The 12677-nt window shown below is 46.7% G+C and carries 24 protein-coding genes and 1 pseudogene; 2 read left to right on the top strand and 23 right to left on the bottom strand.

Annotation, left to right across the window (positions count from 1 at the left end; translation table 11 throughout):
* Window positions 1-84: 84 nt before the first annotated feature.
* Both WF803_RS05135 and WF803_RS05130 read left to right on the top strand, forming a co-directional pair.
* Complete coding sequence (locus WF803_RS05135) at window positions 85-453, top strand: polymorphic toxin type 50 domain-containing protein (protein ID WP_489610478.1); 369 nt, start codon at window positions 85-87, stop codon at window positions 451-453.
* A complete protein-coding gene (locus WF803_RS05130) occupies window positions 453-656 on the top strand; it encodes a hypothetical protein (RefSeq protein WP_489610477.1) in 204 nt (67 codons plus the stop codon). The genes WF803_RS05135 and WF803_RS05130 overlap by 1 nt, the downstream gene beginning before the upstream one ends.
* A gap of 82 nt (window positions 657-738) precedes the next feature.
* On the opposite strand, the gene WF803_RS05125 is transcribed toward WF803_RS05130, so the two are convergent.
* The 23 genes and pseudogenes from WF803_RS05125 to rplP all read right to left on the bottom strand — a co-directional run bounded on the left by WF803_RS05125 (window position 739) and on the right by rplP (window position 12677).
* Window positions 739-1671, bottom strand: a complete 933-nt coding sequence (locus tag WF803_RS05125) for an IS3 family transposase (protein ID WP_489611886.1) — start codon at window positions 1669-1671, stop codon at window positions 739-741.
* Between the two features lie 38 nt (window positions 1672-1709).
* Window positions 1710-2297 (bottom strand): annotated as a pseudogene (locus WF803_RS05120) (transposase); the annotation flags it as partial.
* A gap of 754 nt (window positions 2298-3051) precedes the next feature.
* Entirely contained in the window at window positions 3052-3435 is a 384-nt protein-coding gene (gene rplQ / locus WF803_RS05115) for a 50S ribosomal protein L17 (RefSeq protein WP_489610476.1), read from the bottom strand.
* 20 nt (window positions 3436-3455) lie between these two features.
* A complete protein-coding gene (locus WF803_RS05110) occupies window positions 3456-4400 on the bottom strand; it encodes a DNA-directed RNA polymerase subunit alpha (RefSeq protein ID WP_489610475.1) in 945 nt (314 codons plus the stop codon).
* A 63-nt stretch (window positions 4401-4463) separates the two neighbouring features.
* Window positions 4464-4859, bottom strand: coding sequence for a 30S ribosomal protein S11 (gene rpsK / locus WF803_RS05105; protein ID WP_489610474.1), 396 nt, complete (start codon window positions 4857-4859; stop codon window positions 4464-4466).
* A 20-nt stretch (window positions 4860-4879) separates the two neighbouring features.
* Window positions 4880-5245 (bottom strand): 30S ribosomal protein S13, encoded by a 366-nt coding sequence (gene rpsM, locus WF803_RS05100; RefSeq protein ID WP_489610473.1) that lies wholly within the window; start codon window positions 5243-5245, stop codon window positions 4880-4882.
* Between the two features lie 17 nt (window positions 5246-5262).
* The gene (gene rpmJ / locus WF803_RS05095; protein ID WP_489610472.1) at window positions 5263-5376 is read right to left on the bottom strand and encodes a 50S ribosomal protein L36; all 114 of its coding nucleotides are present in this window, start codon (window positions 5374-5376) and stop codon (window positions 5263-5265) included.
* 25 nt (window positions 5377-5401) lie between these two features.
* Complete coding sequence (gene infA, locus WF803_RS05090) at window positions 5402-5620, bottom strand: translation initiation factor IF-1 (RefSeq protein WP_489610471.1); 219 nt, start codon at window positions 5618-5620, stop codon at window positions 5402-5404.
* A gap of 92 nt (window positions 5621-5712) precedes the next feature.
* Window positions 5713-6375 carry an adenylate kinase gene (locus WF803_RS05085; RefSeq protein ID WP_489610470.1) on the bottom strand — a complete coding sequence of 221 codons (663 nt, stop codon included), beginning with the start codon at window positions 6373-6375 and terminating at the stop codon, window positions 5713-5715.
* 17 nt (window positions 6376-6392) lie between these two features.
* On the bottom strand, window positions 6393-7691 hold the full coding sequence (secY, locus tag WF803_RS05080) for a preprotein translocase subunit SecY (protein ID WP_489610469.1): 1299 nt from the start codon (window positions 7689-7691) through the stop codon (window positions 6393-6395).
* Window positions 7691-8131 (bottom strand): 50S ribosomal protein L15, encoded by a 441-nt coding sequence (gene rplO / locus WF803_RS05075; RefSeq protein ID WP_489610468.1) that lies wholly within the window; start codon window positions 8129-8131, stop codon window positions 7691-7693. The genes secY and rplO overlap by 1 nt, the downstream gene beginning before the upstream one ends.
* 21 nt (window positions 8132-8152) lie before the next feature.
* Window positions 8153-8338 carry a 50S ribosomal protein L30 gene (gene rpmD, locus WF803_RS05070; RefSeq protein WP_489610467.1) on the bottom strand — a complete coding sequence of 62 codons (186 nt, stop codon included), beginning with the start codon at window positions 8336-8338 and terminating at the stop codon, window positions 8153-8155.
* Window positions 8339-8350: 12 nt separating this feature from the next.
* Window positions 8351-8857 carry a 30S ribosomal protein S5 gene (gene rpsE, locus WF803_RS05065; protein ID WP_489610466.1) on the bottom strand — a complete coding sequence of 169 codons (507 nt, stop codon included), beginning with the start codon at window positions 8855-8857 and terminating at the stop codon, window positions 8351-8353.
* Between the two features lie 20 nt (window positions 8858-8877).
* Window positions 8878-9228, bottom strand: a complete 351-nt coding sequence (gene rplR, locus WF803_RS05060; protein WP_489610465.1) for a 50S ribosomal protein L18 — start codon at window positions 9226-9228, stop codon at window positions 8878-8880.
* 61 nt (window positions 9229-9289) lie between these two features.
* The gene (rplF, locus tag WF803_RS05055) at window positions 9290-9826 is read right to left on the bottom strand and encodes a 50S ribosomal protein L6 (RefSeq protein ID WP_489610464.1); all 537 of its coding nucleotides are present in this window, start codon (window positions 9824-9826) and stop codon (window positions 9290-9292) included.
* A gap of 26 nt (window positions 9827-9852) precedes the next feature.
* The gene (gene rpsH, locus WF803_RS05050; RefSeq protein ID WP_489610463.1) at window positions 9853-10251 is read right to left on the bottom strand and encodes a 30S ribosomal protein S8; all 399 of its coding nucleotides are present in this window, start codon (window positions 10249-10251) and stop codon (window positions 9853-9855) included.
* A 27-nt stretch (window positions 10252-10278) separates the two neighbouring features.
* Window positions 10279-10464: a type Z 30S ribosomal protein S14 gene (locus WF803_RS05045; RefSeq protein ID WP_489610462.1), complete on the bottom strand. Its 186-nt coding sequence runs from the start codon at window positions 10462-10464 to the stop codon at window positions 10279-10281.
* A gap of 17 nt (window positions 10465-10481) precedes the next feature.
* On the bottom strand, window positions 10482-11024 hold the full coding sequence (gene rplE, locus WF803_RS05040; protein WP_489610461.1) for a 50S ribosomal protein L5: 543 nt from the start codon (window positions 11022-11024) through the stop codon (window positions 10482-10484).
* Between the two features lie 19 nt (window positions 11025-11043).
* A complete protein-coding gene (gene rplX / locus WF803_RS05035; protein WP_489610460.1) occupies window positions 11044-11352 on the bottom strand; it encodes a 50S ribosomal protein L24 in 309 nt (102 codons plus the stop codon).
* 23 nt (window positions 11353-11375) lie between these two features.
* A complete protein-coding gene (gene rplN, locus WF803_RS05030; RefSeq protein WP_489610459.1) occupies window positions 11376-11744 on the bottom strand; it encodes a 50S ribosomal protein L14 in 369 nt (122 codons plus the stop codon).
* A 27-nt stretch (window positions 11745-11771) separates the two neighbouring features.
* Window positions 11772-12035, bottom strand: coding sequence for a 30S ribosomal protein S17 (rpsQ, locus tag WF803_RS05025; RefSeq protein ID WP_489610458.1), 264 nt, complete (start codon window positions 12033-12035; stop codon window positions 11772-11774).
* Between the two features lie 23 nt (window positions 12036-12058).
* Window positions 12059-12256, bottom strand: coding sequence for a 50S ribosomal protein L29 (gene rpmC / locus WF803_RS05020; RefSeq protein WP_489610457.1), 198 nt, complete (start codon window positions 12254-12256; stop codon window positions 12059-12061).
* A complete protein-coding gene (gene rplP, locus WF803_RS05015; RefSeq protein WP_489610456.1) occupies window positions 12249-12677 on the bottom strand; it encodes a 50S ribosomal protein L16 in 429 nt (142 codons plus the stop codon). The genes rpmC and rplP overlap by 8 nt, the downstream gene beginning before the upstream one ends.

Raw genomic sequence — 12677 nt, 5'->3', positions numbered from 1 at the left:
GAAGCGAGCGACTTTAAGCAATATCAAAAATACAAAGAAATATTAAAGAGTGAAGCGCCTGATGCCTTTGAGAAGTTTCAGGGAATGAAGTATGATGGAAGTGATGAGCGGGAAGCACTCAAAGATCATTATTATGTGAAATCCAGATTAGCTGATGGTCGGTGGACAGCCATAATTAATCCTGAAAAGCAAGCACCGCATATGGAATCCACAAGAAGGAAAGGAGCAAGTTATTTCTATGATGAGGTTGATGTTCAAGCCCTAGTTAGTAAATATGCTGGGACTGGATATGTAGAACGTTCGAAGAGCGGCAAGAAGACTAATAAAGAAATTATCAATATAAGCGAAGATATAGGAATAGTGACTTCTGACGGTAAGAAATTTGTAGCCAATCAATTAAAAATTCATTATTCCAAAAACAGGACGCATATTGTTCCAAGGAGGAGAAAATAATGCGGCTTTACGATTTCTTAGGTAAAAGGATTAGCGTGACATTCACTGATGGAGACGTTTTAGAAGGATATGTTAATGGTTTTACTGGTAAAGCAGACACAGAAAATGAATTATACGATGAATTAACTATTGAGACAGACCGTTATCCATATGTTGGGTTTAATGAATCTGAAGTTAAAGAAATTAAAATAATTGATGATTAAGCACTAACCGCACTGAACTGACCCCTGTCAAGTAGACAGGTAAATAAATAAAATATTTGTTTTTGCCATGTATGATATTTTATCATACATGGTTTTTTGATGGGATCCTTAAGCCCATTCGCAGTGTGACGCGCTTGGTATTGTAGAAGTCAATATATTGGTTAATATCAGACGCTAACTCCTCAAAGGTTTGATAAGCCTTTAAGCGATACATTTCTTCCTTAATAGTCCCAAAGAAGGCTTCCATAGGGCCATTGTCAATACATTTTCCAGCTCTCGACATACTCTGAATCACCTGATGCTTGTCCACAAAATTTTTGAAGAAGTGTGAGGTATATTGAAAGCCACGATCACTATGAATAAGAGTTTGCTTGGGTTTCATACGAGCCTTAATTTGACCGATGGTCTGCCGGACTAATTCGTTATTATTATGCTTAGAAAGTTGGAATGCCACAATTTTCTTAGCCCCATAGTCGAGAATCGCACTGAGGTAAGCTTTTGCGCCAAAGCCATATTTAAACTCGGTAACATCTGTTAATAAGACTTCCATGGGCGGATATTCCTTTTGAAATTCTCTATTCAAAATATTTTCGGCCTCATGGGAGGGAAGATGTGGCTTATAACGGTAACGTTTACGACGGATCACCGCTTTTAAGTCTAACAGTTGCATCAAGCGTTGCACGCATTTGTGATTGACTTTGGCGTTAAGAAAATGATTTAAATAGATCGTAATGCGACGATAGCCATAAACCCCCTGATGTTCTTTATAAACAGAAATAATCCATTTGATCAGTTGCCTCAGACGCTTTTCAGAAGCTGTTGGCTTTCGGTTTCGCCATTTATAGTAGCTTGAACGACTAAGGCCTAGAGCCTCACATAAGTGAGTTACTCGGTATCCTTCTTGCTGGAGTTTTTGGACCGTTTGAAAATCTGCTTCATACTGTGTTCGCGTAACATCAACTCTCTTTCCACTTCTTTTAACTTTTTTAAGGCTGCATTCTCTGTTTCTAAGTATTCATTGCGAGCTTTCAAGGCTGCATATTTTGCGCGTATTTTTTCAGTTTCTGTTTGGATCGCCGCAGGTTTTCCACGACCTCGGCCATCAAACAAGCCGTCTGGCCCATGTTGTTGATATTTTTGGACCCAGGAGTAAACATTATGGTAGGAGACTTGATATTTCTCAGCTGTTTCTTTATAAGATAGGCCGTTGGCCAGACAGTCTTTAACAATTTTAATTTTTTCTGCATGAGTCGTTTTTCTGCTTTTCATCGTATACACCTCGGGGTTAGGAGAATAACTTTTGACTGCTTCCCCTCTAGTATACTTCATCAACCAATTTCTAACAGTGGAATGTGATGGGATATTATATCTTCGAGCTAATTGTTTAATTGGAACGCCTTCAACAAGGTGCTCATTCACAACAGCCAGTTTAAAGTCCTTACTATAGTTATTATTCTTGACATGGGATTGGATGCCTTGGCGACCATGGATTTGATATTTTAAGACCTTGTCATAAAAAACAGAATGAGACAATCTTAAACCATGATACTGACACAATTTTTGATAGCTTATCCCTTTTTTAAGGTACTTATCAATATATCGTTCGAGCTCCTCAACCGAGTGTTTACAATTTGAACGCATAAAAATTCCCCCTAAGTAGTTTTACTTTTTTAAGTGTCTACTTTAGGGGGAGCATATCACACAGGTTAGGTGCTTTTTTAATACCTAAAAAGGAGGTAGCATGTGTTAGCGGACTTTAGAAATGTCAAAGAGGTTTGGTATCAAAACAAGCGGATTGATAGTGTTTATGCTAAGGGGGCTCCCCACATGGGCGAGTGCCCTATTTTGACTGCTATTATTTCTTCTATCTCATGGCTTAGCTCCAGCAGTTAGGCCGCCAATCGCAAAAATTTTGAATGTTTTGAGTGCATTAGACAACAAAAAAGCCTGCCAAATGTAGTAACCCCCAAATGTTAGAGTAAAAAATCTAACATTTGGGGGTTACTACAAAAGGATAGTTTTTTCTTCATCGTCAGCAATATCCCTAAGTCATTCAGCATAAAAATTCCCCCTAAGTAGTTTTATTTTTTTAAGTGTCTACTTTAGGGGGAGCATATCACAGTTAACGTTTATCCTTATTTTATATTAACATATTGCTAGCAAAAAAAGCAAAATAGGATGCTTTCGCCGCCCTAGCCCTTTTAGCTTTCTGGGGGAGAGCGAGCATGCCACTAGCCAAGAGCTATTCCGAGCCTTCCTACACCACAGCCTTCCCAGGCTTGGGTATTCCCTTTCTCGATGGGTTAGAGGGCGACTATTACTCGACTCCTGTCAATCACAAGCTTACTAGCAAAAAAGGGTAGGTGTTACCCTTACCCTTAAGAAATCTATTTGCTTATACGAGCTCGATGAGTGCCATTTTGGCGCTATCACCACGGCGGGGTTCCATCTTAAGAATACGGGTATAACCACCTTGGCGTTCTTCGTAGCGTTTAGCGAGCTCGTTGAATAATTTTTGGACGACGGTTTCGATATTGATTTTGTCGTCTTCGGTGAGATCAACGTTCGCGATTTCATCACGCAAGAAAGCGAGTGCCCGACGACGAGCAGCGAGGTCGCCTTTCTTGCCGAGGGTAATCATGCGTTCTGTGCTTTTACGGATTTCTTTGGCGCGCGCTTCCGTGGTTTTGATGCGCTCGTTAATAATGAGATCCGTGGTTAAATCACGAAGTAGGGCTTTTCTTTGGGCTTCGGTGCGGCCCAATTTACGATAACTCATTCTATTCCTCCTTTTCTCCCTTAATCGTCTTCACGTAAGCTTAAGTCCAGGGCAGCGAGTTTGCTTTTCACTTCATCGAGTGATTTGCGCCCAAGGTTTCTGACTTTCATCATGTCTTGTTCGGTGCGGTCAGTGAGTTCATCGACCGTATTAATGCCGGCGCGTTTGAGGCAGTTGTAGGAGCGCACGGAGAGGTCGAGTTCTTCGATCGACATTTCGAGCATTTTCTCCTTCTTATTCTCTTCGCGTTCAAACATGATGCTAGCTTCATGGGTCTTTTCGTTAAGATCGACAAAGATATCCAAGTGCTCAATCATCACCTTGGCGGCCAAACTGAGGGCGTCTTGGGGGGTGATACTGCCGTCGGTCCAAATGTCCATGGTGAGCTTGTCATACTGATTAATTTCACCAATCCGGATGTTCTCGACTTGGTAATTGACTTTCGAGATGGGGGTGTAAATGGAATCGATGGGAATCACACCAATTGCCATGCTGTCTGTTTTATTATGTTCGGCACGCACAAAGCCTCGCCCATTACTCATGGTGAGGGTCATGCTAAGATGCGCACCAGCCTCGACCGTACAGATATAGAGGTCAGGGTTTAAGACATCGAAATCAGCATCTTGTTTAATATCAGCGGCGGTCACCGTTTTGGGCCCTTCAATATCAATGTGAACACTCTTCTCTTCAATATTGTAGAGTTTAAGGGCCAATTTTTTGATATGCAAGACGATTTGGGTGACATCTTCGCGGACGCCTGGGATGGTGGAGTACTCGTGCAGCACGTCATCGATTTGGATGGCGGTCACAGCACTCCCGGGTAGAGATGATAAAAGAATGCGGCGGAGTGAGTTGCCAAGGGTCGTCCCATAGCCCCGTTCGAGAGGCTCAACGGCAAAACGGCCGAATTTTTTATCGTCGCTGATCTCAATCGTTTCAACGGTTGGCTTTTCAATTTCGATCATGGTCTACAAAAATCCCCTTTCACACGTGTTTTTACCACTACGTCAATTGGACATTGAGGGGCTTTAGCCACGACGAGGTTTGGGTGGGCGGCAGCCGTTGTGTGGTAGTGGGGTGACGTCACGGATGGATGTCACTTCAAGGCCGGCTGCTTGCAGGGCACGAATAGCGGATTCGCGTCCGGGACCAGGGCCTTTGACTTCGACACCGACAGCTTTGACGCCATCATCCATGGCGGCTTTTGCGCAAGCTTCAGAAGCCATTTGGGCGGCGTAAGGGGTGGACTTACGGGAGCCTTTGAAACCGAGCGCACCGGCGGATGACCAGGAAATGGCATTGCCGTGCTCGTCTGTAATCATGACGATCGTATTGTTAAAGGTCGAATGAATGTGTGCGATACCGCTAGCGATATTCTTTTTAGCGCGGCGTTTACGCGACACTTTACGTTTAGCTTTTGCCATGTGTTAGCCTCCTTTACTGCTTATTTTTTCTTGTTGGCGATCGCAGCGCCCCGGCCTTTGCGGGTACGTGCGTTATTTTTCGTTTTTTGCCCACGAACGGGTAAGTTCCTGCGGTGACGTAGGCCACGGTAGGAGCCAATTTCTTGTAGGCGTTTGATGTCCATGGTGACGTCACGGCGGAGGTCCCCTTCGATTTTGATGCCGTCGACGACTTTACGGATGCGATCCAATTCGTCGTTCGCTAAATCTTGGGTCCGGATGTCTTCGCTGACGTTCGCTTCTTTGAGAATTTTTTGGGCGGTTGGTTTGCCGATACCGTAGATATAGGTTAAGGCAATAACGATCCGTTTGTTACGGGGAATATCGACACCTGCAATACGTGCCATAAGTGCACCTCCTTTTTTTATCCTTGGCGTTGTTTATGTTTGGGATTGGAACAAATGACCATGACTTTGCCATTACGGCGAATCACTTTGCATTTGTCACAAATGGGTTTTACTGATGCTCTAACCTTCATTGTGTTTCCTCCTTATGCGACGCGTTTACTTGAAGCGGTAGGTGATCCGTCCTTTGGTTAAGTCATAGGGAGACATTTCGACTTTCACGCGGTCTCCGGGGAGGATACGGATGTAATTAACCCGTATTTTTCCTGAGACATGGGCGAGAATTTCAACGTTGTTTTCAAGTTCAACCTTGAACATGGCGTTGGGTAAGGTCTCCGTGACGGTTCCTTCAACTTCAATCATATCTTCTTTTGACACTTTACTCCTCCTTGGCTTACGCCTTGAGTGATCTGAGTGACAAGGGTTGTGTATTCTCTGGGTTAACTTGCTAATTATAGCATATTTCCGCGCTACTGACCAGTTTCGCTGTCTAAGATGCGCTTGATTTCGCCAAAGATCTCGTCAATATTTCCCGTGCCGGGAACTTTGTAGAGCTTGCCTTGTTCCTCATAAAAGTTGAGGATCGGAGCTTGCAATGCTTTGGTGTCTTCAATGCGCCGGGCGACGACTTCGGGCTTGTCATCATCACGAACGTAGAAGTCCGTGCTGCCACAGTGGTCGCAGACGCCCTCCTCCTTCGGTGGGTTAAATTTCAAGTTGTAAGTGGCCTTACACTTGCTACACACCACGCGACTGGTGAGGCGTTCCTTGAGCTCTGCTTCGGGGACGTCAATGTAGATGACGCCACCCAAGTCAAGGTTTAAGTCGTTGAGGGTGGTTTCTAGGGTTTCGGCTTGGTTGATGGTCCGGGGGTAGCCGTCCAACATGAAGCCGTCTGCCTTAACATCGGCTTCGGCGAGGCGCTCTTTGACGATGCCATTGGTGACATCATCGGGAACGAGTTGGCCTTGGTCCATGAGGGCTTTGGCCTTTTTGCCGAGTTCGGTGCCTTCTTTGGCCGCCTTACGGAACATATCCCCGGTGGAGATATGGGGTAAGTGGTAAGTATTGTGGATGCGTTCTGCTTGGGTCCCTTTCCCAGCGCCGGGTAGGCCCATTAAGATAATATTCACAGACAATTCCTCCCAAGTTAGTGGATGAAACCAACGTAACGACGACGAATGAGTCGGCCTTCAATTTGCTTGGCAGTATCCAAGGCAACGCCGACGACGATGAGTAAGCTTGTCCCTCCCAGGCCAAACGTGCGTGAGAGGCCGAAGAAGTAGGACGCAAGTAGCGGTAGGACAGAAATGGCCATCAAGAAGACGGAGCCCACCGTACTCAATTTATTTAACATGTGGCCAATGTAGCGCTCGGTGGCGAGTCCGGGCCGGACGCTGGGGATATAGGCGCCTGATTTCTGGAAGTTCTCCGCCACCCGTTCAGGATTAATCTGAATGTGGGAGTAGAAGAAGGTAAACAGAATAATAATCAGGGCGTAAATCACCATACCGGCTGGTTTCTGCAAGTCGAAGATGGACTCCGTGACTTGGTACCAGGTGGCTTCGCCGAATTGATTACGCAGGAGGCCGAGGACCGTTTGCGGCACCATGATAAAGGAGCTGGCAAAGATCACAGGGATGACCCCTGCGGAGTTAATCTTAAGCGGCATGTGCGATTTCTGCACGATGGCATTGGCCCGCTTGGCATAGCGAACGGGAATCTGACGCTCAGCTTGGTTAATGTAGACGACCAAAATGATCAAGAGCAGCATGGCGAGAAGTAAACCCACACCGATCAAGCTATGCTTCATAAGCGCATCTTGGCTGGCTGCATTAATAAAATACTTTTGGACATTGGTATAAATGTCCTTGGGAATGCGAGCGACGATCCCACTGAAGATGATGAGTGAGACCCCATTACCGATCCCAAATTGCGTGATTTGCTCACCGACCCAGACCACAAACATGGTCCCAGCCGTCATGACTAAGGCAATCAGGAGGTAAGTCGTAAAGGACGGATTTTGAACCAGGCCAAACTGACTGAGGGAGTTGAAACCCACGGACAGGGCGATGGCCTGCATAAAGCCGACTGCGACTGATAAGTAACGGGTCCATTTATTGATTTTACGGCGCCCAACTTCCCCTTGCTTACTCCATTCGGTGAAAATCGGGATGATTTCCATCTGCAAGAGCTGCATGACGATCTGGGCGGTAATGTAGGGCGACACCCCGAGCGAGAAGATAGAATAATTCTGCAGGGCGCCCCCGCCAAAGGTATTTAACAAGCCAAAGAGGCCGGAATTGGCCAGGGTTTGGATGGCTTGGGCATTGACGCCGGGGACGGTAATATGGGCACCGATCCGAAAAACGATCAGCATGCCCAAGGTAAAGAATATCCGCCGCCTAATGTCTCGATCCTGAAAGGCAGCTTTCAGTGTTGGAAACATTAGATCACCTCACAGGTGCCCCCAGCAGCTTCAATTTTTTCCTTAGCAGCAGCTGAGAATTTATGGGCTTTAACGGTCAGCTTGCGTTCTAAGTCGCCTTCACTAAGGATTTTGACGGGCAACTTGGTATTTTTAATGAGACCAGCGTTGACCAATACTTCAGGAGAAACTTCTTCTCCGTCTTGGAAGACATTTAAGTCTTTCACATTTAAGATGGCGTAATTTTTACGATTGATGTTGGTGAAGCCGCGTTTGGGAATGCGACGGAACAAAGGTGTTTGTCCCCCTTCGAAACCTAAACGGACTTTACCACCGGAGCGTTGTTTGAGGCCTTTTTGCCCGCGGCCTGAGGTTTTCCCCCAACCGGAACTGCGGCCCCGCCCAACACGATGGCGCACGTGGCGTGAGCCAGTGGCAGGTTGTAATTCATGCAATTTCATGTGTAGTGCACCTCCTTAGGGCTAAGCTTTTTCGTCGGTGACGCTAATGAGGTGAGCGACTTTATCGATCATCCCATCGATGGCGTCGTTTCTTGTTTTAACCACACTATGGCCGACACGTTTTAAGCCAAGCGCTTTTACGGTACGGATTTGGTCTTCCTTGCGGCCAATGGCACTGCGTGTTTGAGTGATTTTAATTTCTGCCATCACACATGCCTCCTAACCAAAGATTTCTTCAACTGTTTTCCCACGTAAAGCGGCAATTTCAGCTGGAGATTGCAATTCACTGAGACCTTGGACGGTGGCACGCACAATGTTAATTGGGGTGCTCGAGCCCAAGTTTTTGGATGTAATATCGGCGATGCCGGCTAATTCAACCACCGCACGCACCGGTCCACCGGCTGCGACCCCAGAACCTGTTTTAGCAGGTTTCAAGAGGACTTGGCCGCCATTGAATTCACCTAGAATTTCATGCGGAATGGTGGTCCCTGCGCGAGGGATTTCGATCATGCTCTTCTTGGCATTATCGATCGCCTTGCGAATCGCTTCGGGAACTTCTGCGGCTTTGCCGGTGCCAAAACCGACATGGCCGTCCTTATCGCCGACAACGACGAGGGCTTGGAAGTTCATGCGACGGCCCCCTTTAACAACCTTGCTGACGCGGTTGATGGCGACGACGCGATCTTCGATTTCTTTATCTTTGACTTCAACGAATTTTTTTGCCATACGATCTCTTCCTCCTTCGCTTAAAATTCTAAGCCATGTTCACGAGCGGCATCGGCGAGGGCTTGGATCCGGCCGTGGTATTTGTAACCACCGCGGTCAAAGACAACTCGTTCAACGCCAACTTTTTTAGCGGCTTCGGCAATGGCTTGGCCGACTGCTTGGGCACGTTCAACCTTGGTACCTTGGGCTTCCTTTCCGTCAGAGGCGCTAGCTAAAGTCACACCCGCTACGTCATCAATTACTTGCGCGTAGATGTGTTTATTTGAGCGGAAAACGCTCAAGCGTGGGCACTCTTTCGTTCCAGAAACATGTTTACGGAGGCGTGTGTGACGCTTTTGCCGTAATTTGTTACGATCTGGTTTGCTGATCATTTTGTCACCTCTTTATTCTTCCCTTGTGGGTATTTGGCCTTAGGCGGCCAGTGATTGGATACTATTTACCGGTCTTACCTTCCTTACGGATGATGTGTTCATCGCTGTAGCGAATCCCTTTGCCTTTGTAAGGTTCAGGCAGACGGGTTTGCCGGACGTTAGCAGCGAAGGCGCCAACTTGTTCTTTGTCAATGCCTTCAATGTTGATTTCCGTGTTACTTGGCATGTCCAAGCTTAAGCCTTCGGGCACTTCAAATTCGGCAGGGTGAGAAAGACCAACGTTTAAGGTCAATTTCTTCCCTTGGGCTTGGGCCCGGTAACCAACCCCTTGGAGGATTAAGGTTTTCTTGAAACCGTGGGTGACGCCTTCCACCATGTTGTTGATGTGGGCGCGGGTGGTGCCGTGGAGGGCACGCATTTCCTTCAAGTCATTGGGGCGGTTGACTTTGATTTCTTCATCGGTGATTGTGACATCCATGCATGCAGGGATTTCGCGGCTGAGTTCGCCTTTTGGTCCCTTAACGTGGATGGTATGGTCTTTCATTTCGACGGTTACGTCTTTTGGAAGAGTGATAGGTTTTAAACCAACACGACTCATAGAGACTGCACCTTCTTTCTATTTCATTACCAAACGTAGGCGAGGACTTCCCCACCGACGTGCTGTTTACGGGCTTCTTTGTCAGTTAATACCCCTTCTGAGGTACTGATAATGGCGAGACCTAGGCCGTTTAAAACCTTAGGCACTTCGTCGCTTTTGGCATAAACGCGTAGGCCGGGTTTACTGATTCGACGTAAGTTTTTGATGACCCGAGTTTTGTTTTGGCCATATTTTAAGGTCAAGCGAAGCACATTTTGCTTGTTGTCTTCGATGACTTCATAGTTTTTGATGTAACCTTCATCGACTAAGATTTTAGCGATGGCTTCTTTCATGTTTGATGCTGGAACTTCAAGCGTTTCGTGTAGCGCGCGGTTGGCGTTACGAATGCGTGTTAAGAAGTCAGCGATTGGATCTGTCATAACCATAACCGTTTTACCCTCCTTTACTGACGCTTACCAGCTAGCCTTTTTGACGCCAGGAAGCTGTCCTTTATAGGCAAGTTCACGAAGGCAAATGCGGCATAGCTTGAATTTACGATAGACAGAGTGTGGACGCCCGCAGCGTTGGCAGCGCGTATATTCTTGCGTTTTGAATTTGGCTTTTCTTTTGTTTTTTTCAATCATTGATTTTTTAGCCAAGGCAATTCCCTCCTTCGTTACTTTCTAAATGGCATTCCAATTTGTGTTAAGAGTTCTTTGGCTTCTTCGTCGGTGTTGGCGGTGGTGACAACCACGATATCCAACCCTCTCACCTTGTCCACGTCATCGAAGTCGATTTCGGGGAAGATGAGTTGTTCACGAATCCCTAAGGTATAGTTCCCGCGACCGTCAAAGGAGCGATTGCTGATCCCTCTAAAGTCACGAACCCGTGGCAGGGAGACGCTGATGAGCTTGTCTAAGAAGTCATACATGCGCTCGCCACGTAAAGTGACTTTACAACCAATAGGCATGCCTTCACGGAGGCGGAAACCGGCGATGGATTTCTTGGCATGGGTGACGACGGGACGTTGGCCGGAGATTAAGGTTAATTCTTCGACGGCTTTGTCCAAGTTTTTAGCGTTAGCGACAGCATCGCCAACCCCCATGTTCAAGACGATTTTTTCGATTTTAGGTGCTTGCATCACGGATGTGTAGTTGAATTTCTCGATGAGGCTAGGCACGATCGTTTCTGTATATTTTTCTTTTAAGCGATTGGTCATGGATTAAGTCTCCTCCTCTCTAGTCGAGTACTTCGCCAGATTGCTTGGCATAGCGAACCCGTTTGCCATCTTCTTCTTTAATACCGATGCGGGTTGGTTTGCCTGTTTTTGGGTCGACAAGTTGAACGTTAGACACGTGGATCGGTGCTTCTTCCTCCACAATACCCCCTTGAGGGTTAGCTTGGGAAGGTTTTTGGTGTTTTTTAACCATGTTGACACCTTCGACAAGGACGCGATCACGTTTTGGGAAGACGTGCTTCACCATGCCTTCGGTTCCTTTGTCTTTGCCAGCAATGACAAGGACGTTATCTCCTGTTTTAATACGCATTAAGGTCACCTCCACTTATCGATTTAAAGTACTTCGGGTGCGAGTGAAACAATCCGCATGAAGTTATTATCGCGCAATTCACGGGCCACGGGGCCAAAGATACGCGTGCCACGAGGTGACTTGTCGTCACGGACAATCACGCAGGCATTTTCATCGAACTTGATGTAGGAGCCATCGGACCGGCGGACACCGCTTTTGGTGCGCACGATGACGGCTTTAACAACGTCGCCTTTTTTGACAACGCCACCTGGTGTGGCATGTTTGACCGAGCAGACGACGATATCTCCGATATTAGCAGTTTTACGGCCTGAGCCGCCTAAGACGCTAATCGTTAAGACTTCACGGGCGCCTGAGTTATCGGCGACCTTCATTCTGGTTTCTGTTTGAATCATCCTAGAAATCCCCCTTCCCGGTCACGATTAGATGATAACCGATTCTTCGACAATGTCGACGAGACGGAAATGTTTATCCCGTGATAAGGGACGAGTTTCCATGATTTTGACAATGTCACCATTTTTAGCAGCATTTTTCTCATCGTGAGCTTTGTATTTCTTCGAGTATTTGATCCGTTTCCCGTAGGTGGGATGGAACTTAAAAGTATCCACGCGGACGACGATGGTCTTATCCATTTTGTCGGATACGACGGTGCCACGCAATACTTGACGATCATTACGTTCTGCCATAATCATTGACCTCCTTACACGGTTTACTTGGCAAGTTCTTCTTGGCGCAAGGCGGTTTTTACCCGAGCGATGGCCTGACGAACTTGTTTGATGCGAGCGGTGTTTTCGAGTTGGCCCGTTGCCAATTGAAAGCGGAGATTAAATAATTCTTCGCGATATTCTTTTTCCTTGGCTTTGAGCTCGTCGGTTGAGAGTTGTTTAATAGCTTCAAATTTAGTCATTCGCTTCACCACCAATATCACGTTTTACAAATTTAGTGCGTACGGGGAGTTTGTGGGAGGCAAGGCGGAAAGCTTCACGAGCAGTCGCTTCATCGACACCGGCAATTTCAAAGAGAATTTTACCGCGTTTGACGGGCGCTACCCAGCCGTCAGGAGCCCCTTTACCGGAACCCATCCGAACCCCAATGGCTTTGGCGGTGATGGATTTGTGTGGGAAGATTTTGATCCACACTTTACCGCCACGTTTCATGAAACGCGTCATAGCGATACGGGCTGCTTCAATTTGACGGTTGGTGATCCATTTGGAGTCAATCGTCTGTAGGCCGTATTCACCGTACGCGATTTCCTTGCCACCTTTGGCTTCACCGCGCATTTTGCCGCGGAATTCACGTCTATGTTTTACGCGTTTAGGTACTAACAT

It is taken from the genome of Aerococcus sp. BD502, assembly GCF_057919555.1.
This window is presented reverse-complemented; position numbering and strand designations above follow the sequence as displayed.

What these genes read in the sequence shown, in the direction of transcription:
- secY (WP_489610469.1), bottom strand. Translation starts at nt 7,691, where the DNA reads ATGTTTCCAACACTGAAAGCTGCCTTTCAGGATCGAGACATTAGGCGG.
- rpsE (WP_489610466.1), bottom strand. Translation starts at nt 8,857, where the DNA reads ATGGCAAAAAAATTCGTTGAAGTCAAAGATAAAGAAATCGAAGATCGC.
- rplO (WP_489610468.1), bottom strand. Translation starts at nt 8,131, where the DNA reads ATGAAATTGCATGAATTACAACCTGCCACTGGCTCACGCCACGTGCGC.
- rplF (WP_489610464.1), bottom strand. Translation starts at nt 9,826, where the DNA reads ATGAGTCGTGTTGGTTTAAAACCTATCACTCTTCCAAAAGACGTAACC.
- rpsM (WP_489610473.1), bottom strand. Translation starts at nt 5,245, where the DNA reads ATGGCACGTATTGCAGGTGTCGATATTCCCCGTAACAAACGGATCGTT.
- WF803_RS05130 (WP_489610477.1), top strand. Translation starts at nt 453, where the DNA reads ATGCGGCTTTACGATTTCTTAGGTAAAAGGATTAGCGTGACATTCACT.
- rpmD (WP_489610467.1), bottom strand. Translation starts at nt 8,338, where the DNA reads ATGGCAGAAATTAAAATCACTCAAACACGCAGTGCCATTGGCCGCAAG.
- rplE (WP_489610461.1), bottom strand. Translation starts at nt 11,024, where the DNA reads ATGACCAATCGCTTAAAAGAAAAATATACAGAAACGATCGTGCCTAGC.
- rpsQ (WP_489610458.1), bottom strand. Translation starts at nt 12,035, where the DNA reads ATGGCAGAACGTAATGATCGTCAAGTATTGCGTGGCACCGTCGTATCC.
- rpmJ (WP_489610472.1), bottom strand. Translation starts at nt 5,376, where the DNA reads ATGAAGGTTAGAGCATCAGTAAAACCCATTTGTGACAAATGCAAAGTG.
- rplQ (WP_489610476.1), bottom strand. Translation starts at nt 3,435, where the DNA reads ATGAGTTATCGTAAATTGGGCCGCACCGAAGCCCAAAGAAAAGCCCTA.
- WF803_RS05135 (WP_489610478.1), top strand. Translation starts at nt 85, where the DNA reads ATGAAGTATGATGGAAGTGATGAGCGGGAAGCACTCAAAGATCATTAT.
- WF803_RS05110 (WP_489610475.1), bottom strand. Translation starts at nt 4,400, where the DNA reads ATGATCGAAATTGAAAAGCCAACCGTTGAAACGATTGAGATCAGCGAC.
- rpmC (WP_489610457.1), bottom strand. Translation starts at nt 12,256, where the DNA reads ATGACTAAATTTGAAGCTATTAAACAACTCTCAACCGACGAGCTCAAA.
- rplX (WP_489610460.1), bottom strand. Translation starts at nt 11,352, where the DNA reads ATGCGTATTAAAACAGGAGATAACGTCCTTGTCATTGCTGGCAAAGAC.
- rpsH (WP_489610463.1), bottom strand. Translation starts at nt 10,251, where the DNA reads ATGGTTATGACAGATCCAATCGCTGACTTCTTAACACGCATTCGTAAC.
- rplP (WP_489610456.1), bottom strand. Translation starts at nt 12,677, where the DNA reads ATGTTAGTACCTAAACGCGTAAAACATAGACGTGAATTCCGCGGCAAA.
- rpsK (WP_489610474.1), bottom strand. Translation starts at nt 4,859, where the DNA reads ATGGCAAAAGCTAAACGTAAAGTGTCGCGTAAACGCCGCGCTAAAAAG.
- rplR (WP_489610465.1), bottom strand. Translation starts at nt 9,228, where the DNA reads ATGATCAGCAAACCAGATCGTAACAAATTACGGCAAAAGCGTCACACA.
- rplN (WP_489610459.1), bottom strand. Translation starts at nt 11,744, where the DNA reads ATGATTCAAACAGAAACCAGAATGAAGGTCGCCGATAACTCAGGCGCC.